This is a genomic window from Enterobacter sp. ECC_219_Taxon_10, from assembly GCF_058354905.1.
Window position 1 is genome coordinate 3,958,845 of record NZ_CM178005.1, and the last position, 26,134, is coordinate 3,984,978.

Below are 26,134 nucleotides of genomic sequence, written 5' to 3' on the forward strand. Positions count from 1 at the left end.
ACGTAACGCACCTGGATTTTGATGTTTTGTCGACTCTTATAGAAGAGTAAGACTGATTCATAGGTGTCTCATCTTTTGCCAAAGAAGTCTGTTCATTAATACAGCATCCAGAATTTATAAACTTACACTTACTTCACTTTCTCAGTTTGCCCCACCGCACTGCCGAAACAATACCCCAGTTGCCACTGGCATTGGGCCTACGCCATTTTGCTGTCTCCATGCTACGGAGATACTCAAGAGCTTCAGAAAACGTGCCAAAACGCTTCTGAGCCGCTTTATCACCTACGCCAAACGAACCATCACGGGTGCTCGCCAAACCGGGGTGAAAACAGGAACCATCGGCCGCGTATGGAACCAACAGTTCCGGGTCGTTATCTTCAGATGAGCCAGACGCTAATAACTGCCACGGCTCAACGCTCAAAGCGTTAGCCAGCACCTCAATCGCGTCCAGAGACGCATTAGAGCCACCACGTTCAATTCTGCTCATATAGCTACGTGCAAACCCACACCGATCAGCAAAGGCTTCCTGGCTCAATCCGGTGGCTATGCGGAGTTCTTTTACCCGCTCGCCAAACTGTATTCTCAAGGTCTTTTTCATGCACTGAATGTGCAGTTTTGACCACTGCAAGGCCACGCTCTATATGAGACATTTTGAATCAACCCTAACTTCAGCGGGCTGAGTCACTCGCATTAGCCGCCTGCCTCATGACAACCCTTCATGATTCAAAATGAACATCAATAGTGACATTTAAAATCCACAAAGTATTATGATTGTCATCGGTTGGTCGTCCCCAACATTCGCTAGTAGGCGTGATGTGTTTTTGAAAATGAGGGAATCATGGCGGGATCAGGTTTTTTATTACCAATGGTGGCGGGTGTCGCGCTTAGTTGCGTCAGCTATGGATTTGTTGCTCGCATTGTTTCAAAACATCAGATCAGCACGCTACGCGCAGTTTCATGGGGAATTCTTGGAACCCTCTCATTGGTGCTAGGCGTATGTGCATTTTCCGCTGTAAGCGCAGAACACCCGGCAGCGAAACACAAGACCTTGTGCTTAGGTAGCGCCCCGGAATGCTATGCAAAAGCGCACCACAACCCCGTCAAAGAGTGCAAGCAGGTAATGGACAAGAAAGCAGCGTTTCGCCATGTGTGGCAGGAAAGTGAAGCGCGGCCAGTTTTCGACACTTACCTTTGGCACAACGAGCAAAAGAAAACGATTCAAGCATTTGGACAACAGGCTAAGGCCATTAACAGCATGAATATGCTGATACCATTGCAATACTTTTGTGTTTTTAACGCCAACACTGGGGAAGTCATCGCGGCTTCATTTGAATAAGAGCATTCAGGGAATTCTTCCCTGAATGCTTAAAGATTAACTATTTTTTAATCTGAGTCGCTGCTGCTTTTTTTGCTAAATCTAAAATAAGCTCTAAATCTGCTCGAAATTCATCAGGGCTTGGTAACGCTGTCTGTTTGTATGCAGGTTGATCATGAGCATCAGTAATACGATGGCATTTTGACCAGAGTTCAGAAATCGCAATACAACATTCTCGCTCAAGCCCACTTAATTTATGTAAATTGCCAACTCCTATAATTTCACTGAATCTAACCACAATCCCAGCGAATATCACGTCTTCAACCATTTTCTCAACCGTTGATCTCATACGGCTATATAATCTTCGCATCGAGTTGTCTTGCTCAGCACTGGGATATACAGGCCAAGGATCTAATTGCCGAGATTCTTGTTTTAACTTTTCAACTCTGGTTTTATAGCTGACCTTGTCCCAAGGTAAACCATCATAAACGCAGCCTGAAAAATCTCCAGTCCATTGCAGGTGATGTATTAAGCTATCGACATTATTTTTCTCGGTAGCAAATATTAACTCGCTCAAAAAAGCGATATCATGCGTGAGGATTATTACCTGCCGATTTTTTGCTTCTTCAACCAATCTTGTTGCTACCCGTCTTCTTCTATGATGATCAAGAGAAGATACTGGATCATCAAAAATGATCCCACATGAATGGTTGGCAAGTTTTAATTCAGCTAAAAAAGATGCTAACGATACAGCCCTCTGTTCCCCTTCACTCAAAATTAAATCCACCTTATTTGAGACAGGTATATCCAAAAGCAAACTATAAAAAACCTTCCCCTTAGAAACTCTTGGTTTGAGAACTGTTTTTATATGAGAAACACCCAATTTAGAAAATTCTTCATCCAAATCTTTTTTTAAAGCATTACTTATTATTGAATTTGCAAACAACTTAGATTTATCTGATACTTTTTTTGATAATGCTGAAAAGCTAATTGAGTTAAGAGTGTTATATAACTTCAACCTACCAACTAAAGAAATTAAGCCTTCTAATTTTTCCGCAAGCATAATTCGTGCTTTGAGTTCTTTACTTTCCTTTATTAGATCTTCAATCTTTCTTTTTTTGGATGCTTGCTTATATAACCTTGCTTCACGTAACTTGCTAGCAGCCAGAAGTCTTAGCTCTGAAATTGGATTATAATCAAATTCGATATTCGCGAAGTTCTTACTATCAATCATTGAAAGCATCGCAGTCTTTGTCTTGATAATATCTTCTTGATATTTCTTAACTCTTTCAATTAATTCACCATGCTCATTGCCAATTTCAATATGTATTGCAGCATTAAAACTAAAATCAAGGGTAGCAGTATATATTTTTTCTCTAGCTGTTTTTAGAGAAGATTTTCTTTCATCTAATAATTTAGATATATCATCATTAATAAACTCATTGAAGCGTAACATTCTGTCAGTTGCTTCGGATATAGGTTGCTGGCATAAAACGCATTTTGCATCACGACCAACGGAGGGAAAATCATGGCCTGGGTAAGCACAACTGAGCGAGTATTTTTTGGCAGACAGAAACAAATCCCTCCAGATACCTTCACCAGTGTTAGGCAATAAATCATCTCCGGCCGCAAGTTTTTGCGCTGACTCATTTAATGCCTTTTCTGCATTAGTAACGCCTTCAATCAACGACTTAAGCTTTGTCATGGCCGCGTTATTTATAAACTTGCTTTTATTATTGATCCTAACGCAAAGCTCTTTTATGTGCGATACACTTCTTAGTAATTCTTTATACTTTTCCTCAGGATTTTTTTCTGCCAGAACTCTATCTAGCTCTTTATCTCTACTTAGCTCGGAATCACTTAAAGTGGCTAAATGTCTTAATTTTACGACATCTGTTTTATGGTCCAATACTTTACATATATCAGATACACTAGTGCCATCTGTAAAAACTTGAGTTATCTCTTTATTCACATCTATAGCCTTAGCCTCGGCTAAAACTTTTTCTGCTAATTTAGGAATTATTATATTTGCAAATTCCTCAAGAATATCGAGACCGCGAGGTAAATAAGCAGCCTCGCCTTCTTTCAGATATGATGATGCACAAAGAGTATCAAAAACACTAATTGAGGACAACAATTCTGGGGATGGTGAATTATAAGACCATTGTAAATCGTGTTCTTTCCCATTCAGAGAAATTTTAAATTTCCCGTTAGGTATATTGGATGAATAGCCCGGCAGGTTTACATTAGGGAGTATCGCACCACCTTTATCTCGTGCTCTACATGCATGCTTGAGAACTCGCCCGTATCCTGATTTTCCCGCACCATTCATACCATAAATGATGGTAATCCCATTATCACAGAATGCAATTTTTTGGTCAGGCGCAATCCTGTTCACATGAACAAGACTACTTAGTTCTTTAATTTTAATGACTTGATCATTAACCGCTGAAACCGGAATATGATCCTTATTTAATGGGAGAGATTCTAATTTATCGGAGGGCAATATTTTATTTTCAATCTTTATCAATTCTAATAATTCTTCATAATCACTATCCTCCAATGAGGGAGAAGCCAATTGTCTCCTTAAGCAGTCTCTTGCCCAGAGGGGTAGCTCGGAACTAGACCATTTCAATATTTCCTGTAAGACATCCATGATAGCCTCTAACAGTTATTTTTATAGATAAGAATTGCCTCCTATCTTTCATATAATAGCGTTGATAGAAGATTTCATAAGCAATTCATAAGGTTAGACTGTATCGCATCCACCGAAGACATTGGAACAAAGAAGAACACGCTCTTCAATTTAACTTAACTCTTTCATAAACATCGACATATGCGACACCGTTATGTTTTAAGTGAAGAATTCATTTAACGCAACCGAAAGCATTTTAAACTGAGTCTCTTCTTTCACATTTTCTTCTAACCTACTGATTATTCCATGAACCTGAGACAATCGCCAAAGTCCACCATGAGGCGTAGTTATGCCCAAATGATTAAGTGCATTGGCAATCTTTCTCTGAGATAAGCCCTGCGGTCTGAAAGTCAGAACCGCTAGACAACGAGTTGTCGCCCAAGAGCTTCGAAAAGCGATAAACGTTTAAAGCAACGCGGCTATAGTTGCTCTGGAAACGCCGTATTCACGCGCTAACGCACTGACACTGATTCCGCTACTCTTTTTCTCTATAATCGCTCTACGGGCTTCTGGTGCGATTTTAGAAGGTCTACCCAATTTCTTGCCTTCGGATTTTGCTCGCGACAAACCCGCCTGAGTGCGTTCAATCAGTAGATCACGCTCCATTTCCGCAACCGCTGCCAACATCGACAATAGAAGCTTACCGGCAGCAGAAGTGAGGTCAGTTGTTCCAAGCTGTTGGACGATCACCTTGATGCCGCGATCAGATAACAATCGGACTGTCTGGAGCACGTCAATAGCATCACGCCCCAAACGGTCGAGTTTTGCCACTACCAGCGTTTCACCGGTTCGAATTTTGCCAAGCATTTCAGCAAACGCCTTACGCTGAATTGCCTGAACTTTCCCGCTGACAATATCAGCAAACCAAAAGTCAAACATCCAACCAGCTTGCTCAAGCTCCAACCTCTGGTTCTCCGTATCTTGCTGAGCGGTAGAGACACGCCCGTAGCCGAAAATCGCCATTCTCAACACCTATCAATACCTGTCAGAAAACGGTGTCAACAATAGGACGCCTGCCAACAATTGCCAAGGCTAATTTTTCAACATTCCGTAAGATACCTGCGAAGGGGTGCCGGAAAACGGTCGTTTGTTGGCACTCCTGATCTGTTTATACATACAGCAGAGCGTTGCCGCGGAAAACCGGATGACATAACATAAAAATTCTCTGGGCCAAAAAAGGAACAAAAATGATTGCTCTCAACACAGTCAAGGGAATCATTGAGATCAGCAGTTGGCATGATATCGTTGAGCGCCCGCATTTTCGCTCAAACATCAACCCTACAAACGTTGACCTTAAAGAGATCATCGGTAGCTATCAATTTCCAGAAGATGTTCCGTGTGGACTCACAACATGCCATCAACCGCATAAACGTGGTTATATCGTAGTGACAAAAGAAGGTTACGAAACCAACATCGGAAAAGATTGTGGCAAAAACTACTTTTCCGTAGATTTCGTCGAAATGAAGACGCGGTTTGATCGAGATGTTAAAACCTCACTACAACGCGACAATATCCGCAAGGCAAAAGAAACAGCACCACAACTCCTTGAGCATGTAGAGGGATTACGGAAACAGCCTAAAGGGGCTGATTGGATCTACTCTCGTATTGAGAAACTCCGCAATCGAGGTGTAATTGGTGAGGCAGCGGCTAACGAAATTCGTAAAATGCTTAAGGAGAGACGTAAAGAGCTACTCTCATCTCGTCTTGCAACGAAAGAAGAAAGAGAGCGGGATTTTTCCATGGATCCGTCTTTGGAGGATAAATACCATGGCCAACCTTATTACGTTACTATCGTTACAGGCTCGATTAACCACCTCGAAGCAATGTCTAAAGACAATGATCTCAAAGAACTACTGATCCGTGGCGTTACACAAACACTAAGGCAATTAATAGATTGTGATGTCGATAATTTGAAGTCTCGTGAACTTGCACAACTGTCCAAAGATGCAAGCAACATTCAAGCAAAAATTAACATGGCCCAAGAGATCATACCGCTTGCACAAAAATTACTGACAGCTTCAAATCTTGAACCGCTTGCCTTTTGGGTGGAAGAGCATCATGGAGAGCGAGCAGCGGCACCCTTTAAACGCTTTATTGAACAACTCTAAACAAGATAACTCTCTTGCACTGAAGCCTCAAAATGTTACTATCAGTATACATTTTGGGGTTTTGGTATACAGACGCTTACCCAAAATGGCGTATCAACAAGGCTCTGCAACTAGCGGAGCCGGGGTTTAAAGCGGGCGCACCGTTACCCACTGGTCTGGTTCCGAAAGGCGGCGTATGCCAGGGTGCGTGAGGTTGTGTAAGGTGCTGAGTCTTGGACTTGCACAGCCAATAAGAATAGCGAGTTATCATGTTTTGCAAAGGGCTTACGTCGTGAGCCTTTTTTAAAGCAGAGTAGCTCACATCGCCGATCCAAGCAGGGACCCAGAAAAGAGGTTACAACTCTGGAAGCCTGATTAGCCAAGGGCCTCACTGCAAATCATCGCATTGGTCCCTAGGGCTAGTTTTGCTCCCCAGAAAAGAGGTTTATAAAACATATAAAAACAAAACAAGAAGTTTAAAAGAAAAGACAACACAATAACTATGTTCTTGGTGTCTTGAAGTTTCAGCTTAGAACCCACCAGAACCCCTAACCCACACGACAAAAGCTACCGGAAAAATTGTCGCGCTGAAAAGTGGATCTCCTAGGTTTGGAAGCGCCTCTCTCAGGCATTGCGTCCGAAATTTTCCGCAGCGGCAGGCTTCTCCTTATAGAGCCAAACAGACTCAAAAGTTAAGAGGCGCGGTAAAGCTAAAGCTCGCCCAGATTTCTCATTGATTGCTCGATCTCCGCTACCCATTTATCAGGACAAGGATAAACGCGGCTTTCGGTGCTAATCCGGTTCGGTGATACGCGGCGAGTCAGCCCATGCAATGACTTAACATGCGCTATCCAGCATGTCTTTACTGTTTTCCCTGTTCGGGATTTAACATCATCGGCAATTTGTCGGTAAGTCGCCATAAATGTCCGTGCTTCTCAGGTTGTTAAAATGTTCCGAAAGTAGCTACTTGTTGAAGGTTACATCTGATTCATCTAGCTGCGCCAGCCGTGCTATGAAAGCGCCGCAAATTCCGCACCATAATTTCCACTACCCTTAATAAAAAACGCGCCTCAGGGCTTCCTGGCGCGTTTGGCACATCTTACGATTTATGTCTGCGCCGCGCGTCGATGACCGCCTTGATACCCGCTTGCGAATCAAACTGAGCAATATCAGGCAAACTGTAGTGAAGCTGCGAAATCACGCCAAATTGCTCGCCCACATCAGCATCCTTACGATAGGTTGTCATCGCAGTGGTGCTGCCGCGAACATGTCCTACAAGCTGCGCAATCGTGCGCTCGTTGATCTCAAACTCGTCTACGGCATTGATAAAAGTATGCCGCAGCGAATGGAACGTTTTCTTACCGTCACGGGGGAACCCGAGGACTTTGCCAAAGTAGTTTTCGTTAAACCATTTTGAGGCGCCGGCACGATATCCTTTGATTTTGTTGTGCTTCAACTCAGGGAAAAGACGATCATACCCGGCAGCTTTCAGTGCATCTACATACTCCAGCAACCCTAGTTCGATAAGTCGCGGATGAATTGGAACCTGACGGATTGCATTCACCGTCTTTAATGATTTATCGCCGCCAGCCAGCGGCTCTTCATCCATCACCTTATCCGGCGCATCAAGGTTAAAATCAATATAGGCAACCCCATTTTTATCTTCGCGAATGTCCGTCAGATAAAGCTGGCAAAGCTCATTGATGCGCCCGCCCACATATAATGCCAACAGAGGCAACCAGTAGTGAAACGGGCGGAAGCTCGTATAACGTCCGTATTGATTGGGCGTTCCCGCGCCTTTTTCAAACCAGTCAGCCGAGAAAATTTGCTCTAGTTCCTCGTCGGTGAAGAGGTCGCGGCGATCCTGCTCACGCACCATTACGCGGCGCTGAGCCAGCACATTCTCAGCAGGGTTATCAAAAAGATAACGTTCGCTCTTAGCCCATTTGAGCATAGAACCGAGTGATTCAATATGCCTGCCAATCGCATCTCGGCTCATGACCGGCTGACCATCAGCCAACGCCGTTTCAATCAGCTTATGCGTATCTGAAATCTTGTATTTTCGCCGCATCAAATACAGATTGCCGGGCATATTCTGCATTCTGTTGACGTAGTCCTTCACAACATCACGATCCAGCTCACTCAAGGGCATATCGCCCATGATCTCCGTGAAGTGTTCAATTCTGGAGCGAATTTTACCCTCGCTGGCTAACTTGATATCACCCGTATTTTTGTAGACCAGAAACGCTTTCAGCAATGCTGAAACCGTCATACTCGCATACAACGGATTGCAATACGGATTCATGGTAGCGGCCGCAGGAAGCACTGTTGATGACACTGTAGAAGCTTTTGGTGAGGTGATTGATGTCGGTTCCGATTTCGCAATCGCTCTTTCCCAGGCGCTACGCAGTTTTTCAGCCTGCACGTTGTTGATGAACAAAGAATTTGCATTCAGCGTAACCCCGGGTAAATCCAACAACCAGAGGGAAAGAGGATTGCCGTTGTTAGCCCTGAATGCCGTAACCTCAACCTCTCGCCCGTTCAGCAATTCAACAAGGGCAAACTGCGGCTGATAAAGCTGCATATAGCCGTTCACCGCAGCCTCAGCACCGTCATACGCAATGTTATTCAAAACGAACCCATGCGCATCAGGATCACGCTCAAGCGTGCTGAAATCATCAATCAGAAAGCCACGCTGGTTCGACACAAGGGCATACAGCGGCACATTGTCTGCCAGAAGATGCTGGACGACAGTCTCAACCCCAACCCCAAATGAATCGCAAAACAATGCCAGGCTGATTTTGCCAGCGCCAGTCAACAATGGGGCATTGCCCCTGATCTTCTCTTTATCCACTTGCCTGAACTCTTCCAGAGACGCATACCACTTCTCCAGCAAACACGCGGCAATAGCTCTGGCATTTGCAAGGTGGGTTGTGCGGGTAGATGCATGAATTTCGCGCTGCCCTATCAGGGCGCGATAACGAACCGGAACGGTGATCCGCAGAACATAGATACCACTTGGACGTCGATATAGATTATCACGCTGCGCCATCGGCTGTATGACCCCTTTGTAGGAGGATCACGAGCGCCGTCACGTATGGTTTAGAAAAAGATAGTGGAATTAATACGTTAGGGGAATTCTGGAGCGGGCGAAGGGAATCGAACCCTCGTATAGAGCTTGGGAAGCTCTCGTTACTCCATCCCGACATTGTACATATGGCTGTACCTGATGGCGTGATTTTAGAGGATCGAAATCATGTCTATCAAGAACAATCAGTATCTTTTTCAAAGTCATTCGGGCGTATGGATCTTTCAGGTCTTTGTACCTGCGTACATGCGTCACCTGTTCGAGAATAAACGAGCCTGGCGAAAATCCACTGGGACAAAAGACATTCTTAAGGCTCGACACTTCAGAAATCACATGTTGATTGAGTTCAACAACCTGAAAGCCCTGTTGAATCCTGATCGTGAAGACATTCGCATCCAGAATGCGATCACCACACTCCACACCACTATAAAACAGGCAAAGAGTGCGCCTGTAACAGTATCTCCGATACCAACGCTGGCAGTCATACGTGATGAATACATGACGGTTTATAGCGAACGTCGGGCATTCTCCACACTCAGCAAATCAGCCCGAGCGGTGGAAGTATTTCTCCAGAGTATCGGTAAAGTTGATATTGGTCTGAACAAGATCGGACGCAGAGCCGTTACTGATTTCATCGAAGACCAACACAAAAAGGCAGCACCTCAGACCGTTCAGAACTGGCTAACCTCTTTGGGAAGTCTGTACGAGTTCGCCAAACGCCGCTACGACGCGATACCAGACAGCAACCCTTTTCACGGTCATAACCTCGAAGCACGTCGCACAATAGAGAGTTATCAGCCGTTTAAACCTGAACAGTTGCAAGCCCTTGTCAGAGAAGCTGATGACGTTTTACGTGATGTCATTTTGATCGGGCTTTACTCTGGAATGCGACTTGATGAGATAGCCAGCATCAAGCGGGAAGAGATTGTCATGATAGAGGGTGTGCGGTGTTTCTTCGTCAGTAAGTCAAAAACACTCGCGGGGGTGCGGTATGTTCCGATCCACTCGCTACTGATTGGGATTGTTGATAAGCATCTGGCTAACAACAGCGGTGAATATCTGCTGGAACAGTCAAACAAAATCATTCGTAAGGATGGCAAACGGGGGCCGTGGTACAGCCAAAAGTTCACCCGGCTGCGTGATAGCGTTTTGCCAACAGCTACAGATCGGCAATGTTTCCACAGCCTACGGGGAATGTTCATCACCTGCTTAGACCGTGCAGGGGTGCCAGAACAACGGATCGGAGCCGTCACTGGACACACCGAACAGAAAGCGAAAACCGAAGCATTCAGAACCTACAGCAAGGGCGCAGGGATGAAAGAGCTATCTGAGTATGTGGAGTTAGTAGGATATGATATTTAATATAAACAAAAAAGGTGCCTTAAGGCACCTTTAATCGGTATCAGAGAGTACCATCTGCTTGCTGAATGAATTCATCAATTTGCTTCCATATGAATCGCATTTGAGCTTGATCGAACTTCTGAGACTTGTCGCCAAAGATATCACAATGGTCGAGCATAAATTTCATATCAGCATAAGGATGATCACCTTCAACTTCATGAAATTTGATAATTATTAACGGATCATTATCACCGTCAATTAATCTTGCATGAAAAAGACCAATGTAATAGGGGCTAATTATACCGCGCTCATTGATACTAGAATCTTTGATGAGGCCAAACTTGCGATCCTCTTTAGTTTGGTACACCTCTATGAATCCGTTCTTTTTCCAAAGATTCATGAGCGCTACAATTTCCTTGGCCCAATCTTTGGCGTCATAACCAAACTGATCGCTAATGACTGAGAAAAGGGTGTTAACCTTCACATCAGATATGTAAGTTCTCTCTAGAGGTTGCTGCGAAGCGCTCATTGGTTTCCTTGAAAAAGTCGATCAGCGCTTGTTCTTGTTCTTTTGGTGCTCCAGAAAAGGACTTACTGCTCACCTTGTCTGAAAGTGCAACAAGGGAAGCGACGAACTTTTTCTTGTCACGTTCAAGGATCATATTCGCCTCCATTGGTTGATAGAAATGCCGAACACACGCTCAACAATTATTTTATGTTCAGCCTACGCAATCTACATCAGAGTGTCAAGTAAATGCGCGAAAAACAAACACAATGATTCTTTTGACAACAAATGCCAAAATATTGATTATTAACAATTTTTATTCTTTCTTAACTTCAACAGAGCTTCACTAATAGCCTTCTCAAGCCCGTTTTGTTCAACGTCCATCATGAACGAGGAGCGCGGAACCTTCAGGAACCGACACACGGCGCTGACGTTCAGAAAGTCTAAAACGCGCTCGTCTGCAACAGTCAGCAACGGGAATCCGTTGTTCGTCTGGAATTGAATTTTCATAGTAATTTCCTCTTCTTTGCCCCGCCTTTTCAGGCAATTCTTCACGGTGGGGCCGAATGGTCAGCCCCAAAATCCGCTGTCTTACGCTGCGTCGTTCGTCAGTCGTGTAGTGAAATCCGGACGGTACACAACAGGCAAGATAGAGCTTTCCGCGAATAGCTCAACGTTCTTAAACTTGTCTTGTACGCTCCAGATACGGAAATCAACCGGATCAGCAAATGCCAGATCCAGATTGCGGCTGGTAGCCGTTGCCACATACCCGAAGGGCAGAGCAATATCCGAAGACAGCGGTTTGCTAAAGCGTGGAACCAGGAAGGATTCATCCGGACCAATTCCGTAAAGTGCCTGATCCGTGACTTCCACCACTCGGACATTTTCAATAATGAATGTTGAGAACGCCGGAAGCACTTCTTTGTTAAACAGAACATCCCGATCAAGCACACCGAACTGAACATTCTGACGAACATCAGGGTGATACTTAATGCCGCGATAAACATTGCTACCAGCAAACAGGATAAAGCCGTCAAGCTGACCAGCAAGGCCACCCATGCGCACTTTAGCAGCGGTTACAGCATCATCGAGGCTGCGAAGTGGGTCACCAGAGCTAACGCTGGTTTTGATCGTTCCGGTTGCCTGTTGGTATCCAAATTCATCTTCCCAGGAAATGATCGGCTGCTGGGTGTAGGTCGCTTCGACAGTATTTCGGAAGAGTGCGTCAGCGAAAATTTTCTCTTTAGTACGCATGTACTTATCGTGCATTGCGACAGCAGAAGAAGTGACCGCATCCATTACAGACATTTGCAGGTCGGAGCCTGGTTTGCGATATGGTTGCACGTCTGCCGCTGTAATCCGGTCCTGATAAGCATAAAGCGGTGCTTCGATCAGGTGATTGCTGGCGCTACGCTTAGGAATGGTTGACCACTCTGAACCGTAACGATTAACAGAGCTTGCCACCTTCTGAGCGACTTCATCAATGATATCGAGGCTCACCTTCGGACTTGCAGAAGTCTGACGATCACTGAAAACATTAAGCGTGGACAGCAAAGTGTTCTTTGCATCCATGTTCACAAAGGTGTTGGTGTAATCCGCGTAGCTGAAATTGGTTGATAGTCCCATGTTGTCTTCTCCTTATTATTATTCTGCGTCCGGTGCGCTAGTACGGATTGCGCCCGTTTTGGTGAGTGCGGCAATAGCATTAGCGCCAGCGGTAGCGCCCATAACAGCGGTGATGGTGTCTTGTTTGATGTAAATCCCGCGATCAGCAACGATGATATGAGCAGCATCTTCCGCCCTGTGGTGGCTCAGGACCAGCAGGCAGTCATCACCAGAGACATAAGCAGCTCCAGTGCTGGTAATGCAACTACCCGGCTGGACTTCTACAGCTAGATCGACAGTAATAGTCTTGCGGTCAAAATTCGGATCGGCTGCATACGCGATCACGTCATTGTAAGAGCGCTCAAGGCTTCCCATTTTCATATAATTAACTCCCGTTAAATTTCACATAGCTATGTAAACAAAAGGCCAGCGCCTGCTTGAGCCGTAAACGGCGACAGGGCCAGCCTTTCGAATTGTTCCGATGAAAAAAGTGACCGGACGGAAAGAGGTCCGGTGTGGATTTCACTGGTAGGAATAAGGAGGCGGCAACGCTCCAAAGAATGGGTAAGGAAGCCCAAAAACGTTGCCACCTGATGCCGTTAGTGTCCGGCTGACAGCCCGCCGAGGAGGACAGGACTTTTGGCAAATCCACCTTAGGTGGAAATTTTCTACACACGAGAACGGGTTAGCCTGCTGGCTAATCGCTCTGCGATGCTTTTCTGATACAGCCAGCGGCAATGGCCTAACCTTCCCGTGAGAGAGTGCGGATTATTGGCTGTATGAGAAAAGGCCCGCACGGTGTTCACACAGGCACTTTAAGTAAGGAGAAGGAATGACAACGGCTGTTGTACGCACATACAATTTAAATCATCACCCTATGTAATTATTTTAACACGAATGATTATCATTTGCAACAACAAAAACAATAACATGGCGAATTTAACGGCGCTCTCTCGTGTGGGCCAATTTACTGCGTCATTTTTGACGGAACGATGATTTTAGTCTGCAATCCCAAGGATTAGGTTATTCTGCGCCTGGTTGTTTTCCCTTATCTTGGTATCAACCAGCCCTGCGATCTTATCGTCATGGACAAACACATCCATCTGCTGATTAATGTTCGCTTGCCCGGTCACACTGACAGGGATCGGCTGTCGTTGAACTATGCTATCAATTGTCGGAACCGTGAACGTTGGTTGCTGGGGTGTCAGATAGTTCAGACCAGGAACATTCAACGCTAGTGCTGGATCGTTGTACGCCGTACCTGAGCCGATATTGCTCGGTGCTGAACTATCCAGCCACGGGTAAATCTGCTTAAGCGTCTGACCAATGCTACGTGGATCAAATCCGGTCTTTTCCTTAATCCAATCGGCAGCACCGTTTGCGGAGTCATCTACCACGCTCGTATAAACCGCATCCGGCAATGTCGCGCCTTTCTTGAGTTCTTCACCGACTCGACCAGCGAAGGAGAGAATGTTGGTGGTTAGCTCACCAAGTGCAACGCCGAGGGCATCGGAAATTGGGATCAGTCCAGTCATATTCTGACGTAGAGTGTCAGTATTGGCAGCGTACTGCCCCAGGCCTTCAACAAACGAGGCTGAGAAGTGATCCGCAAGACTGGTTTGTACTCGGTTGTACTCAGCACCCAAAGCTGCCAGCTTATCAAGGTTGGCCTGCTGTGCATCAGATATGGTCCATCCTTCAGAAGCGAGTTGATGCATACGGGCAATAACCTCGTCACCCTCCCCTGTAAGCCCGCTGAGGAGCACCGATCCATCATCTATGGCCTCCAAAAAATGGCGCATAGAATTTTCCCCCCAGCCGAATTGTTTACCCAACTGCCGGACGTAGGTAACGAAAGTTCCCATATCCAGCTTCTGGAGTTCATCAATAACTTTTTGGGCTGTTCGCTGGTTGGTCTTGCTAAGAACCGCACTCACCAGGTCGGCAAGCTCACCGCCCCCGCTGAATGTTGTTACCCCTTGCTTGTTAGTTTTAAAGGAACCGGTATTCAGTAGCTCACCTGCTTTCTCAAAATAATCCTTATTCATTGAGGCGTACTTATCTACGGTCAGGTCGTACCCTGTACGCTTCTGTACAACGTCATGGATAGCATTAAATTCAAGCTGGCTAATGTCATACTGCCTTAATTGCTGCGCCTCTCTGGAGCGTTCAAGACTCCCCTGGAGGGTCTGACCAACACGAGCAACTCCCATTGAGCCAATCAGGGAACCACCTGCAATTACACCAGCGGCAGCAAGACCTACACTCCCACCACGGCTTTCTGTGCGTACACGACCAGCACGAACACCTGCGGCTTTCTGCTCACGGGTAATACGCTGTTGCAGACGAGCCTGCTTGCGTAATTCTGTAGTGATACGGGCCATTTCGAAGCGGGTCTCTTCGACCGTATAGCGCTCTTCTTTCTGGGCTTTAAGTGCCTCTTTTGCTGCACTGATGGCTTTATAACGGGTTGCAACGTCAGCGCCGTTCACGTTTGCCAGAGTCAGAGCGCTACGGCGCAAACTGTTGTAATAAGTCACCTCGCGCTTAAGGCCTGCCTCTTTCTCACGCTGGCGCTTCTCTTCCAGGGCCATCGCCTTTTTGGTGGCTGCGATGTCAGCAGCAACAGCGCCGTGACCACGGTTCATTGCTTCAGTCTGACGAGAAACAAGACCGGGATCGTAATGTTGACCGCCCAGGTTTGGGTTGTAGATCATCGCTCGTGATCTGGCTGCGGCCTGCACTTTTGCAGATATTGCTGCTAAACGGGCATTTTGACGTGCTGCCTGTTCCTGTTGGGATAACTGGCGAGCCTGTAATGAGGTCATTTTATTGGCGTGGGCGATTGCGTCCCGCTCCATTTTGGCTTGTACCTGAGCTTGTTTCTGTTGCTGTTTTGACAATTGTTCAGCCTGTCGAAGCTTCGCAGTCTGGGCTTTTGCAGCCGCTAATGCTGCCTTGCCTTCTGAGGCTTGCACTTTCTTCTGGGCCTTCTCAAGCGCTTTAGCTGGTTTCTCATGAGCAGCCTTAAGCGAAATTATCTTCTTTTTGGCTTTTTGATATGAGGCATCGTCTGTGATCCACGAGATTTCATTAACGGTGCTGGTAACGATCTTATTGGTCCCACTCATCATTTGTCTCCTTTGGAGGTTTGACTCTTGGTCGAAACACTTTGTGTCATTACACCCCCTGCTGCTTGATGATATTGCCGTAACGATCAGGATCGGATTTTGCAAGAGCAGCAGCCGCTGCTTTAGCTTTCGCCAGCATTTCAGGATCGATGTGATCAGCGGTATGTGAGACAACCGGACGGCTATCAGCACCCAACGATTTTTTAATCCGTTGTTTAGCACCAAAGGTGTTATCCGGTCTTGATTCCCCGGCTTTAAATGCCGGAAATACGGAATCAAGATGAACCAAAGGTTCACCCTTCAGGGCCTTGTCTCGCATTGGCGAGAGGGCTTCGCCCCGTTTATCCGTGGGTGTTTCAGCCGGGGCTGATTTGAGCAACTCCGGATGTTGATCCAGAAAGTTATCGGTGACGCTCTTCAGATTGTCCCGCGCTTTTTGGAGTTCGTATTCCTCCGGTGTCATGCCGTGCATGGCGGCAAAAATCCGCTCTTTTATTGTGGTCATTTTTATAGTATCTCCAGAGTAGGATAATCCCGCCGATCAGGACGTGACGAAGCGCCACCCAGCCCCAAGGCAGGAAAAAGATGTAATCAAAGTTCATTGGCTCCCGATGTGGGATTATTTGGATTTGCGCTTGGTGCGCTTCTTCTTCACTGTCGGCAGCTTACAGATATTCTCGAACACGTCTGGGTAGTACCCCAACATTTCAGCGTCAGTGATCCCGGCGTTATGCAGGTAATATCGAAGGCTTACGTATGACAGACCATCGCAACGCTTGCGGATCTGTTCCGGGTGCATCCGATGTGACCACATTTCACGGACAAATTCTGTCCGGGCTGTCGGTGTCATCATCGCCCAGGTTACCGCTTGTTTTTGACGTGCGAGCCGCCAGACTTCAGCAAACGGAAGATCTAGTGTATTTGCAACAACCTGCGGTGAAAAACCTCTATTCAATAGCAAACGAGCTTTGCGTTGAGTTTCCAGGTCGGAAGGTTGAGACCGGGATTTGTATGTCGGGTTCTCCAGGATGGAGAACAGGCGAGAAAGCTGGTTTTCTTCTTCGGCGCTTAGGTCGTTGGCAACATCACACAATTATTCCTCCAATTGCTAAAACGGTTCGTCATCATTAAATTCAAGCTGCTCATCCTCTTGCTGCTGCGGGGCATTAGTAACCTGTTTCGCTTCGGCTGCTCTTTGCGCCTGCTGCTGTTTGTAATAAGCATCAGCACCGGATGAAATATCATTAGCGGCAGACCTCGATCCTTTGTATCCACCGCTCTGGATGATTCTGATATGGCTCTTTATCAGGTCTGTTATCGCACCAGGTTTTTCTATCCCCCACGTCGCACCATAGGCCATAAATCCTTCATCGTCGTAGCCTTCTACCCAGTTGTTGAGGGTATCGATATCAGCCATCTGGAGCGGGTCTGGGCTTTTGACTGCTGGGAATTGGATTACATTTCCACCACTCACCGCATCATCACTACCGGATAGATCAGCATCGACAGGAACACCCACAGGAGGTACGCCGTCTCGCTTTCCAGCACCGCCCTGATCAGATTCGCCATCACCTTTTTTCTCCTCGTTTTTTGGCTGTTGACTAGATTTTCCTAAGCGTTTCTCATGGTCATACATTGGTTCTCCAGCCCACTCTGGGTAGGAAAACTCAAGATTTCCAGCGACCTTATCAACATCGATCACTTTGTAAATATTGCAACGCCCGATGTTTCCAGTGATTTCAACCAGACCAAGAGCGATCAGCTTATCGATCTGAGGCTTTGTTTTCTTCTTGGCGTCACCGATTCGAGCAACGGTCCCTAGACGCTCCTGCGACTCAGCAAATGGTTGATTTAATCCACTCCAGAAACGATACTGATTAAGCATGTATGTGTATAATTTTTCTAGTGAATTGCTAATCTCAACCACTTCACCAGTGGATTTATTTGTAACCGTGTCTGCATGGAAAAGGCGATTCTCGCTCTTATAAAAACGCTCATTGGTGTTTCCGTTCTGGCTCATGTTGTTCTCCCTGTGGGTTCGTCAGTGGTTGTTCATTGCGTTTCTGAATGTGTTTCGCTAGGTTCTGGCACATGTTCCGGATCATCCTCGGAACTGGCATCCCCAGCCGATCAGACTCTTCACGTAGGATTGCGTATGTTTCGTCATCCAGGCTCAGCTTCATATCAAAAATCCTCCTCAATTAGGTACAAAAGAAACCTCGCCAGTGGTCGCCCAGAAGGCGAACCGGCTCAGGTTTTGTTCAGTGTTGTTAAGCTGCGGTTGCTGTCGGGAACTCGCCAATCAGTGGGAAACCGTAGGATTCCAGTTCTTCAGCACCGTTGACAGCGACGAGCAGCATAATGACCTGCTCTGGTGTCAGGTCTAGATTGAGCTTACTCAGGTAAAGTTGGCGGTGACCTTCTAGAATTGGGCGAAGAATTTCGGTCAATTCCATTCCTGCGGCACGTTGATTGCTCAGAGGCTTCAGCACCGACTTCACTGCCCGTGCATGTTTCGCCTTTTTCCGTTCCTGCTTCAAAATATGAAGACAGACGGCGATCTGTGGGAATCGAACATGTACAGCATCCGCGCCACCGTTCCTACTAATGAAGGCCCATAACGCGGACTTGGTGTATTTGCCGTTCAGGATGAGATCAGCGATCTGCTCGCCTGTCATAGTGGTCAGGTCGAGACGTTGGGATTTTGGTTTATTCATTGGGTTCTCCGTTCTGTTAAAAGAATTATTCGCGGAGGTTCTATTTGTAACCCATTTTGTATTGCCGTGAGGTTGACAAGGAATGTCGTGATGACGGCAGAATTATTCGAGGATTCATAGGTAAATCATTACCCTACCTATTTATTATATCAGTTTTCACTTGAAATAGAAAGCTTTATTTTAGTGAACTTTATAATACCTCAGCATCACATTATCAACTACCGAAATCTTTGTCAATAGGGCTAAATCGCTCTGAAACGCGTTCTGCGGGGACCTGTCACCATAGGAGTACATACGCATCGCCACCACCATTTAAACGCCGTAGAGAGGCGTTGAGGAGGTCAGTTAGTTTGTTAGTTAACCCGCGCCGCCCTGGAGTGAACCGGACAGATGCAAAGCAGTCCTCTCCGCCGTGCTCCGATCCACATATGGCGAACAAGTTCGCATACCCACACAGAGCAGCGTTACGCGCTGTTGCCGTAGGCTGTCGGGTTACCCGAGTCGCAGAGCGTAGCGATGGGTTAACGAGGGTTAGAAGGTCACGAGATGACGGATCTGTTCACGTCATCGAAGAGAGCTTCTTACCACACACATATCTGAAGTGGCACAGCCATTCAGAGCGGAGCGATAAGACACCACTCCTTAACACCAACAATTGAACGCATGTTCAACCAGTCTTTGACCTGTCTTAAGATCTTGACCTTAAGTCTTACATGGTTTTAAAAGTCTTTATGGGTTTTATCAGTCTTAAAAAAGAGTCTTATTAGTGGGGTGTTTTTACCCCCATTGCTGGCACTCTATAGGGGTATATTTACCCCCATACCAAAATTCAATAGGGGTGTATTTACCTACATTCAAATTCCTATAGGGGTATTTTTACCCCCATGTGAGAGCATCTCACCACTTACCTTTCTTTAGTGGTCTGCTTCTCAATGGCCCACAGCACCAAGGGATATTAAATGTACCCGCCAGCGGGTTAGCCTGTGGCTAATCGCCTTGCAATATAAATGGTGCTTAAATCGAATTAAGTGCTCCTTAAGTCGCCATTTCTACCATCTATTGTGGGGTTGTAGTCACTTGCTAACTTGTGGGATGTGGTGATCGTTATATCGAGATGTACACAACGAAGCCGCGCCAGTGCTGGATGCGTTAAATATGTCACTCGCGGTGTGGCTAAACACAATCACCGATCCGCCCTTCCATACCGAAAAAATTAATTTTCTTCGCAAAATCAACGAAAAATCATCCATTTCTGGGCCTGTGAGAGCCTCTCAGCGTGGCGCTGTGCTATGGGTGAGTCAGTTCACGATTGTGTGGAGATAACGCGCTGTAGCGCTTCTGGTGGAGCATACGGGGCCATTGGTGGGGCAGTTCACACTTGTGTGGGAAAAGACACGAAGCGGTGACGGCTAGGACGGGAGAATTTCGCTTGGTGATGGCAGACTTTCAGCCCGTTGTGGTAACGTCGCCGTAGTAGCTCTTTTTCTGCTGATAAAGAGAATAATGCTCTTTCATCATGTTTGATGCGCTGGCAGCTTCAAAGGCCTGAAACCTGAAATTGTCTGATGACCAGGCAAACTCATCCAAAATCCTTGAACAAGAGAAATCACCTCGAATCCTCCTGAATGCTTTCCTTCTGTTGGTGAAATCGCTGTTGTGTACCCCGCTTCGCATCAACGCTCCGAAAAGCAATACCTGACTATTCCAGTCAAGTACATGTAAGATACAATATGTTAAATGGCTGTACAATTAGTGAACAGAGGCACTTCAAAACATCAAGTTATCTCCCTTGCGTCAGCCCAAAGCAGCATTGTGTAACTGCACTGCTTGTTGCAGTGAGGCGAGTCGCTGAAAGCATCACGTAGCGATATTTGGTGAAGAAAAGCGCTTTTCACCGAGGGTCTGGGCTGACGGTCTAGCAGATCACCAACTGTTATGGGTACATTCTTAGTTCCATCGTTACGCACACATATATGTTATCTATATGTTGCACGCAACTATCAAAACCACGGGCAACATTCATTATTCTTATAAAGATTGCGCGATATCATGTTGCGCAATTCTGACCTCCCGTTGAAGAAATCAGCACTCGATCAAATTTTGAATTTTTTTTCTTAATTATTGACATGTCTTCCAGGCCTTATGCTGTGTAGGGTCTTGCATTTTTACCCTTTCACAACCTCAATTTAACGTCAAAATCAACCCTTGTGCAGAAAAGAATCATCACTAGAATATCGACTATGTGGGGGCACCATTGATTGACCACCCCCACATGTAGTGCCGCGCCTGAATTTTAGGCATAAAAAAACCGGATTCATTTGCATGAACCCGGCTTACAAAGCATGACCAATACGAGTCGCCAAACTCGTATGAATCTTAGCCTTGCCTTCATTTTTCACGGCTTGATTGTGCCAGGCAAAGAGGATCATGTAAACCTTAAAATGACGCTCATAAGGAGCAATGCATGACTATTTGTAAACAATCACACCGTTACAATACTCTTTTCATCAGCTTACCTGACGATCAAGGTGGTGAAGGTCGCCACAAATGTTGCGGCTGCGCTTACGACCAGGGTTACCGTGCTGGTTTAGCCCGCACAGGCCAGCCTTGGGTTGACTTAACAGCCCTTCCTGATAGCCAAGCGGGAACGGTTCGCCATAAAAGCCCTCAGGCAGCGTTTGCTGATGGCTATCGAAATGGTATCCGTGATTCATATCGCAAAGTAATCTAAAAACAAAATAGGCGAGGAGGCATCCGCCTCCTTTATTAGCACTATACAACAAACTCTAAGTTATTGAGTTGTTGGATATTGCATATGCAAATTATTACTTGTATATGAGTACAATAAACTTGAAAAGGAAAGAGAATGTTTGAACTCTTGATATCTCATCTAGAAAAATGGAGCACATTCATAAGTTCAGTCGCAGCCATTTTAACAGCAGTAGCAACTTTTTTTCTTTGGCGGGTAACAAAGTTACTAGCCAAAGAAACTACGCGTATGGTTGAAGCCTCATCTCAGCCGCATGTCGTTGTCACCCTTGAACCAAATACCTGGGCCGCCTTTTACTTTGATATTAATGTTGCAAACACGGGCAATGCTCCAGCTTATAATATTGAGATTGACTTTGATCCGCCACTGATTAATGCTGAATATAGAGAAAACAACCATCACTCCATTCCATTTAGAAAAATCAGTGTATTAAAGAACGGGCAAACTTTATCTAGTAACCTTTGTGAATATAATCAAATCAAAAGCAATACATACAATGTAACAATTAGCTGGTCAAAAAAAGCAGACTCAACAGAAAGAGAATATAATAAGTATGAGTATGACATGTCATCTTTCGATGGAATTAACTATTTAGGTTCACGTAGCCCAGTCACACAAATTGCAGAGCAAATTAAAAAAATAAGAGATGACTGGAGACCTATTTCACAAGGTTCCAAAAAGATAAAAACGGATAGTTATAGTTCACGTGATAGAGATAAAGAGAAAAAAGCACGTGACGAATGGTATCAAAATGTTTTAGCAGAAAGGGAAAAGAGAAAGAATAATAAGCCATAATAAATGAGGGCTGTAAAGCCCTCTAACTCTACATATCAGCCAATCAAATCGGAAATTTTTGTTGCTAAAACCTGTAAGTTCAAATGGGAATTTCCTTCCAGGCTTCCTTCAAGGACATAGCTGCTCGCATCTTTTTCGTTTACAGTCAAGAGCAAATAAAAGTCATTTAAGGGACCGAAAACAGATTGACCAGAAGGATTAAATTGTTTTACGTGCAGTTTTAATTTATTGCTGATTATTTGTCCTTGATAGTAGAAGGCATAATCGCCACCATTAACACCATCATTTTTAACTGATACAACCCCGGCACCGAAATCTTGAGTGTTGCTTCTAAAGAAAACAGAATAAAGTCCGTCTTTCATAACGCATATCACCTATAGATATCTGCAAAATTGCATCAATATCATACAGCAACCAATTGAACATAAAAACAGCAAAAAATTGAACTAAGTCAATAGAACCCATTAAGCCCCGTTGGTGGTAAGACAACAAGCGGAGCTTCAAGCGACAACATCAGGGATATGTCAGACAGTGAAGTTTATCAGGATGACCATGTACCCGAAGGAGCGAGGCCGAACCGCTGGCAGAGCTTGCATATGGTCTGCAAGTACCAAAACCACCATAAACCTGTTTATCCCCTGCAACATCATCTCGACGTGTGGAATATGGGGGCATCGGGCTAAAATGCGCTTCACTGAAAGTTTTGGGAGTTATGCCAGGTATGCGGCTTTTTGTTCGTTGTTGTACTGTCGCGGTAAGAACTTGGAACCACCGCCAGCGTGATGATATGCTCCCTTGTACCACAGACCAATCACGCGACAGGTGCGGGCGTAGAACAATGGGTAGTTTAAGTTGTACCTGCTTTAGCGGGGCAACGTAACTAACTGATAAATCATAACCTTTTGATTTATCAGGAGAATGGAGCGGGCGAAGGGAATCGAACCCTCGTATAGAGCTTGGGAAGCTCTCGTTCTACCATTGAACTACGCCCGCTTTGAGGTGCGTAAGGCATTATAGACCTTACGCCTTTTCATACAAGCCTCTTCACCACTAAGTGGCGATTAAATAATCACTTAGCACTTCGGTTTGCTGCCGGGCGCAGGAAGATAACGCTGCGGATCGATGGCCGTCGCTTTATAGCGAATCTGGAAATGCAGCTTCACCGAGTCCGTTCCCGTGCTGCCCATCGTGGCAATCTTTTGCCCCGCCTTCACGTTCTGACCGTTGTTGACCAGCATCGTGTCGTTATGCGCATAGGCCGTGATGTAGTCTTCGCCGTGCTTAATCATGATCAGGTTGCCGTAGCCGCGCAACTGGTTACCGACGTAAACCACCTTCCCTGCCCCGGAGGCATAAACCGGCGTACCGCGCGCAGCGGCGATATCAATACCCTTGTTACCACCTTCAGAGAGTGAGTAAGGAGCAACAACTTTACCGCTGGCAGGCCAAATCCAGCAGCGCTGTCCAACCGGCGGCCATGACGATTGCGGTACCTGGTAGGACGGCGTCACTTTGGCGGTTTTGCCTTTCGATGAGGATTTTTTGCCCGAGGATGAACTGCCGTTCACCTTCAGCTTTTGTCCCACTTCGATGGTGTACGGCGGAGAGATGTTATTCAGGCGCGCCAGATCCTTCACACTGGTCCCCGTTGCGCGCGAAATCCGGTACAGCGTATCCCCGCGCTTAACGGTATAGACCGAACCGGAATAGCTACCCATATCCGATGATTTGCTCCCTGAACAGCCTGCCAGGAATAGCGTCAACGTCAGGCAAAAGATGGCGATGATGGGGTTTCTCGTCAGGCTTCCTGCAAACAAAACAGATCCTCGGTCAGCGTGAATGGCGCACTATGATACCAGCCCGGAGAGATATGGGTCAGCCCTTTTCCGCTCCAGGAGACAAACCGTTCGTATAAGAATGCCGTATAATGTTCCCTGCTGATGGTGCAAAACCATCCGCATCGTTGGCACTGGAGCATGAATGAGTATTCAAGAACACGTTATTTTGGTAAATGACCAGGGAATGGTGATTGGCACTCAGGAGAAGTACGCCGCGCATACTGCCCAAACCCCCCTGCACCTGGCGTTCTCATCCTGGCTCTTTAACGCCGAAGGCGAATGTCTGGTCACACGACGCGCGTTAAGCAAAAAAGCCTGGCCGGGCGTCTGGACGAACTCCGTCTGCGGGCACCCTCAATCCGGTGAAAAGACGGAAGAGGCGATTATCCGCCGCTGCCGCTATGAGGTCGGTGCTGAAATCACTGCGATTACGCCTGTCGCCTCCGAGTTTCGCTACCGTGAAACCGATCCTTCCGGCATCGTGGAAAACGAAATTTGCCCGGTCTTCGCGGCACGCGTTACCAGCGAACTGTGTATTAATCACGATGAAGTAATGGAATTTGAGTGGGTCAGGCTGGAGTCGTTATTCCGCGCGCTGGACGCCGCGCCCTGGAGCTTTAGCCCGTGGATGGTGCTGGAAGCAACCACCGCACGAGAGGCTCTGAGAGCGTTCGCGGCGCAATAAAAAAGCCCCTTTCGGGGCTTTTTTACATCTTAACGCCTTATTTCACCGGACGCATCGCCGGGAACAGGATAACGTCACGGATGGTGTGGCTGTTGGTGAACAGCATAACCATACGGTCGATACCAATACCCAGACCTGCAGTTGGTGGCAGGCCGTGCTCCAGTGCGGTCACGTAGTCTTCATCGAAGAACATCGCTTCGTCGTCGCCTGCCGCTTTCGCGTCAACCTGATCCTGGAAGCGCTGCGCCTGGTCTTCTGCATCGTTCAGCTCGCTAAAGCCGTTGCCGATTTCACGGCCGCCGATGAAGAATTCAAAGCGGTCAGTGATCTCCGGGTTCTCGTCATTACGACGTGCCAGAGGAGAAACTTCAGCCGGGTATTCAGTAATGAAGGTCGGCTGAATCAGGTGTGCTTCCGCCACTTCTTCGAAGATCTCGGTTACGATACGGCCGAGACCCCAGCTCTTCTCCACTTTAATACCGATGCTTTCAGCGATCGCTTTCGCAGAGTCGAAGTTATCCAGATCCGCCATGTTGGTTTCCGGACGGTATTTCTTGATCGCTTCGCGCATGGTCAGTTTTTCGAACGGCTTGCCGAAGTCGAACACTTCTTCACCGTAAGGTACCTGCGTGGTGCCCAGAATGTCCTGAGCCAGGGTACGGAACAGGGACTCGGTCAGCTCGATCAGATCTTTGTAGTCCGCATACGCCATATAGAGTTCCATCATGGTGAACTCTGGATTATGACGAACGGAGATACCTTCGTTACGGAAGTTACGGTTGATTTCGAATACGCGGTCGAAACCACCGACCACCAGACGCTTCAGGTACAGTTCCGGCGCGATACGCAGGTACATGTCCAGGTCCAGGGCGTTGTGATGGGTGATGAACGGACGCGCAGACGCGCCGCCAGGGATCACCTGCATCATCGGGGTTTCCACTTCCATAAAGTCGCGGTTCACCATGAACTGCCGGATACCGGCCATGATCTGGGAGCGAATTTTGAAGGTCTTACGGGATTCATCGTTAGAGATGAGATCCAGATAACGCTGACGGTAGCGCGCTTCCTGATCCTGCAGGCCGTGGAACTTGTCCGGCAGCGGGCGCAGGGCTTTGGTCAGCAGACGCAGCTCGGTGCAGTGGATAGACAGTTCACCAGTTTTGGTTTTGAACAGCTTACCTTTCGCGCCCAGGATATCGCCCAGGTCCCACTTCTTGAACTGCTCGTTGTAGATGCCTTCCGGCAGGTCGTCACGGGAAACGTACAGCTGAATACGGCCGCCAACGTCCTGCAAGGTCACGAAAGAGGCTTTACCCATGATACGACGGGTCATCATGCGGCCTGCAACGGCCACTTCAACGTTCAGCGCTTCCAGCTCTTCGTTCTCTTTACCGTCGAAGTCAGCGTGCAGTTGGTCTGAGGTGTGGTCACGACGAAAATCGTTCGGGAACGGCACGCCCTGCTCGCGCAGCGCTGCCAGCTTCTCGCGGCGGGTTTTCAGTTCGTTGTTAAGATCGACTACCGCGTCAGCGCCCTGTGCTTGTTGTTCAGACATGTTGGTT

The 26,134-nt window shown here is 46.7% G+C and carries 24 protein-coding genes and 1 tRNA gene; 5 read left to right on the forward strand and 20 right to left on the reverse strand.

The features are described 5' to 3' along the window. Window positions 1–133: 133 nt before the first annotated feature. On the reverse strand, window positions 134–598 hold the full coding sequence (locus AC4ICF_RS18745; protein WP_046883074.1) for a helix-turn-helix domain-containing protein: 465 nt from the start codon (window positions 596–598) through the stop codon (window positions 134–136). Between the two features lie 240 nt (window positions 599–838). Here AC4ICF_RS18745 and AC4ICF_RS18750 point away from each other — a divergent pair, with 240 nt between their 5' ends. After that, complete coding sequence (locus AC4ICF_RS18750; RefSeq protein WP_046883075.1) at window positions 839–1,336, forward strand: membrane protein; 498 nt, start codon at window positions 839–841, stop codon at window positions 1,334–1,336. Between the two features lie 40 nt (window positions 1,337–1,376). Here the strand turns inward: AC4ICF_RS18750 and AC4ICF_RS18755 are convergent, their stop codons facing one another. The 3 genes from AC4ICF_RS18755 to AC4ICF_RS18765 all read right to left on the reverse strand — a co-directional run bounded on the left by AC4ICF_RS18755 (window position 1,377) and on the right by AC4ICF_RS18765 (window position 4,973). Next, on the reverse strand, window positions 1,377–3,893 hold the full coding sequence (locus AC4ICF_RS18755; RefSeq protein ID WP_316380096.1) for an AAA family ATPase: 2,517 nt from the start codon (window positions 3,891–3,893) through the stop codon (window positions 1,377–1,379). Between the two features lie 276 nt (window positions 3,894–4,169). After that, on the reverse strand, window positions 4,170–4,307 hold the full coding sequence (locus AC4ICF_RS18760) for a hypothetical protein (protein WP_368277803.1): 138 nt from the start codon (window positions 4,305–4,307) through the stop codon (window positions 4,170–4,172). Between the two features lie 108 nt (window positions 4,308–4,415). Then, window positions 4,416–4,973 (reverse strand): recombinase family protein, encoded by a 558-nt coding sequence (locus AC4ICF_RS18765; RefSeq protein WP_046883077.1) that lies wholly within the window; start codon window positions 4,971–4,973, stop codon window positions 4,416–4,418. A 224-nt stretch (window positions 4,974–5,197) separates the two neighbouring features. On the opposite strand from AC4ICF_RS18765, the gene AC4ICF_RS18770 reads away from it, so the two are divergent. Continuing rightward, entirely contained in the window at window positions 5,198–6,118 is a 921-nt protein-coding gene (locus AC4ICF_RS18770; protein WP_046883078.1) for a hypothetical protein, read from the forward strand. Window positions 6,119–7,196: 1,078 nt separating this feature from the next. On the opposite strand, the gene AC4ICF_RS18775 is transcribed toward AC4ICF_RS18770, so the two are convergent. Next, the gene (locus tag AC4ICF_RS18775; protein WP_046883079.1) at window positions 7,197–9,149 is read right to left on the reverse strand and encodes a site-specific integrase; all 1,953 of its coding nucleotides are present in this window, start codon (window positions 9,147–9,149) and stop codon (window positions 7,197–7,199) included. A 204-nt stretch (window positions 9,150–9,353) separates the two neighbouring features. On the opposite strand from AC4ICF_RS18775, the gene AC4ICF_RS18780 reads away from it, so the two are divergent. Beyond that, window positions 9,354–10,547 (forward strand): tyrosine-type recombinase/integrase, encoded by a 1,194-nt coding sequence (locus tag AC4ICF_RS18780; protein ID WP_055322426.1) that lies wholly within the window; start codon window positions 9,354–9,356, stop codon window positions 10,545–10,547. Between the two features lie 40 nt (window positions 10,548–10,587). On the opposite strand, the gene AC4ICF_RS18785 is transcribed toward AC4ICF_RS18780, so the two are convergent. The 11 genes from AC4ICF_RS18785 to AC4ICF_RS18835 form a co-directional block, all read right to left on the reverse strand. Then, on the reverse strand, window positions 10,588–11,055 hold the full coding sequence (locus AC4ICF_RS18785; RefSeq protein WP_058686808.1) for a hypothetical protein: 468 nt from the start codon (window positions 11,053–11,055) through the stop codon (window positions 10,588–10,590). After that, window positions 11,012–11,188, reverse strand: coding sequence for a hypothetical protein (locus AC4ICF_RS18790; RefSeq protein WP_154591467.1), 177 nt, complete (start codon window positions 11,186–11,188; stop codon window positions 11,012–11,014). Before AC4ICF_RS18790 ends, AC4ICF_RS18785 begins: the two co-directional genes overlap by 44 nt. A 149-nt stretch (window positions 11,189–11,337) precedes the next feature. Beyond that, window positions 11,338–11,541 (reverse strand): hypothetical protein, encoded by a 204-nt coding sequence (locus AC4ICF_RS18795; RefSeq protein ID WP_055322424.1) that lies wholly within the window; start codon window positions 11,539–11,541, stop codon window positions 11,338–11,340. Between the two features lie 81 nt (window positions 11,542–11,622). Next, window positions 11,623–12,657 carry a major capsid protein gene (locus tag AC4ICF_RS18800; RefSeq protein ID WP_316383096.1) on the reverse strand — a complete coding sequence of 345 codons (1,035 nt, stop codon included), beginning with the start codon at window positions 12,655–12,657 and terminating at the stop codon, window positions 11,623–11,625. Window positions 12,658–12,675: 18 nt separating this feature from the next. Then, complete coding sequence (locus AC4ICF_RS18805; protein WP_047039314.1) at window positions 12,676–13,017, reverse strand: hypothetical protein; 342 nt, start codon at window positions 13,015–13,017, stop codon at window positions 12,676–12,678. A 617-nt stretch (window positions 13,018–13,634) separates the two neighbouring features. After that, window positions 13,635–15,770 (reverse strand): chemotaxis protein, encoded by a 2,136-nt coding sequence (locus tag AC4ICF_RS18810; RefSeq protein WP_491466120.1) that lies wholly within the window; start codon window positions 15,768–15,770, stop codon window positions 13,635–13,637. Window positions 15,771–15,816: 46 nt separating this feature from the next. Then, complete coding sequence (locus AC4ICF_RS18815; RefSeq protein WP_491466121.1) at window positions 15,817–16,272, reverse strand: hypothetical protein; 456 nt, start codon at window positions 16,270–16,272, stop codon at window positions 15,817–15,819. Between the two features lie 114 nt (window positions 16,273–16,386). Next, on the reverse strand, window positions 16,387–16,860 hold the full coding sequence (locus AC4ICF_RS18820; RefSeq protein ID WP_491466122.1) for a hypothetical protein: 474 nt from the start codon (window positions 16,858–16,860) through the stop codon (window positions 16,387–16,389). Between the two features lie 15 nt (window positions 16,861–16,875). Continuing rightward, complete coding sequence (locus AC4ICF_RS18825; RefSeq protein ID WP_491466123.1) at window positions 16,876–17,787, reverse strand: DUF6945 domain-containing protein; 912 nt, start codon at window positions 17,785–17,787, stop codon at window positions 16,876–16,878. Between the two features lie 250 nt (window positions 17,788–18,037). Next, the gene (locus AC4ICF_RS18830) at window positions 18,038–18,484 is read right to left on the reverse strand and encodes a hypothetical protein (protein WP_491466124.1); all 447 of its coding nucleotides are present in this window, start codon (window positions 18,482–18,484) and stop codon (window positions 18,038–18,040) included. 2,507 nt (window positions 18,485–20,991) lie between these two features. Beyond that, window positions 20,992–21,198, reverse strand: a complete 207-nt coding sequence (locus AC4ICF_RS18835) for a hypothetical protein (protein WP_154591466.1) — start codon at window positions 21,196–21,198, stop codon at window positions 20,992–20,994. A gap of 152 nt (window positions 21,199–21,350) precedes the next feature. On the opposite strand from AC4ICF_RS18835, the gene AC4ICF_RS18840 reads away from it, so the two are divergent. After that, complete coding sequence (locus AC4ICF_RS18840) at window positions 21,351–22,049, forward strand: DUF8453 domain-containing protein (RefSeq protein WP_055322106.1); 699 nt, start codon at window positions 21,351–21,353, stop codon at window positions 22,047–22,049. 35 nt (window positions 22,050–22,084) lie between these two features. On the opposite strand, the gene AC4ICF_RS18845 is transcribed toward AC4ICF_RS18840, so the two are convergent. The 3 genes from AC4ICF_RS18845 to actS all read right to left on the reverse strand — a co-directional run bounded on the left by AC4ICF_RS18845 (window position 22,085) and on the right by actS (window position 23,866). Next, entirely contained in the window at window positions 22,085–22,411 is a 327-nt protein-coding gene (locus AC4ICF_RS18845) for a GrlR family regulatory protein (RefSeq protein WP_055322107.1), read from the reverse strand. A 557-nt stretch (window positions 22,412–22,968) separates the two neighbouring features. After that, window positions 22,969–23,042: transfer RNA gene (locus tag AC4ICF_RS18850), tRNA-Gly, on the reverse strand. Between the two features lie 80 nt (window positions 23,043–23,122). After that, a complete protein-coding gene (actS, locus tag AC4ICF_RS18855; RefSeq protein ID WP_041908359.1) occupies window positions 23,123–23,866 on the reverse strand; it encodes an amidase activator ActS in 744 nt (247 codons plus the stop codon). Window positions 23,867–24,029: 163 nt separating this feature from the next. On the opposite strand from actS, the gene idi reads away from it, so the two are divergent. Next, window positions 24,030–24,572, forward strand: a complete 543-nt coding sequence (gene idi, locus AC4ICF_RS18860; RefSeq protein WP_116341887.1) for an isopentenyl-diphosphate Delta-isomerase — start codon at window positions 24,030–24,032, stop codon at window positions 24,570–24,572. Between the two features lie 37 nt (window positions 24,573–24,609). Here the strand turns inward: idi and lysS are convergent, their stop codons facing one another. After that, window positions 24,610–26,127, reverse strand: a complete 1,518-nt coding sequence (gene lysS, locus AC4ICF_RS18865; RefSeq protein ID WP_061097156.1) for a lysine--tRNA ligase — start codon at window positions 26,125–26,127, stop codon at window positions 24,610–24,612. Window positions 26,128–26,134 lie beyond the last annotated feature (7 nt).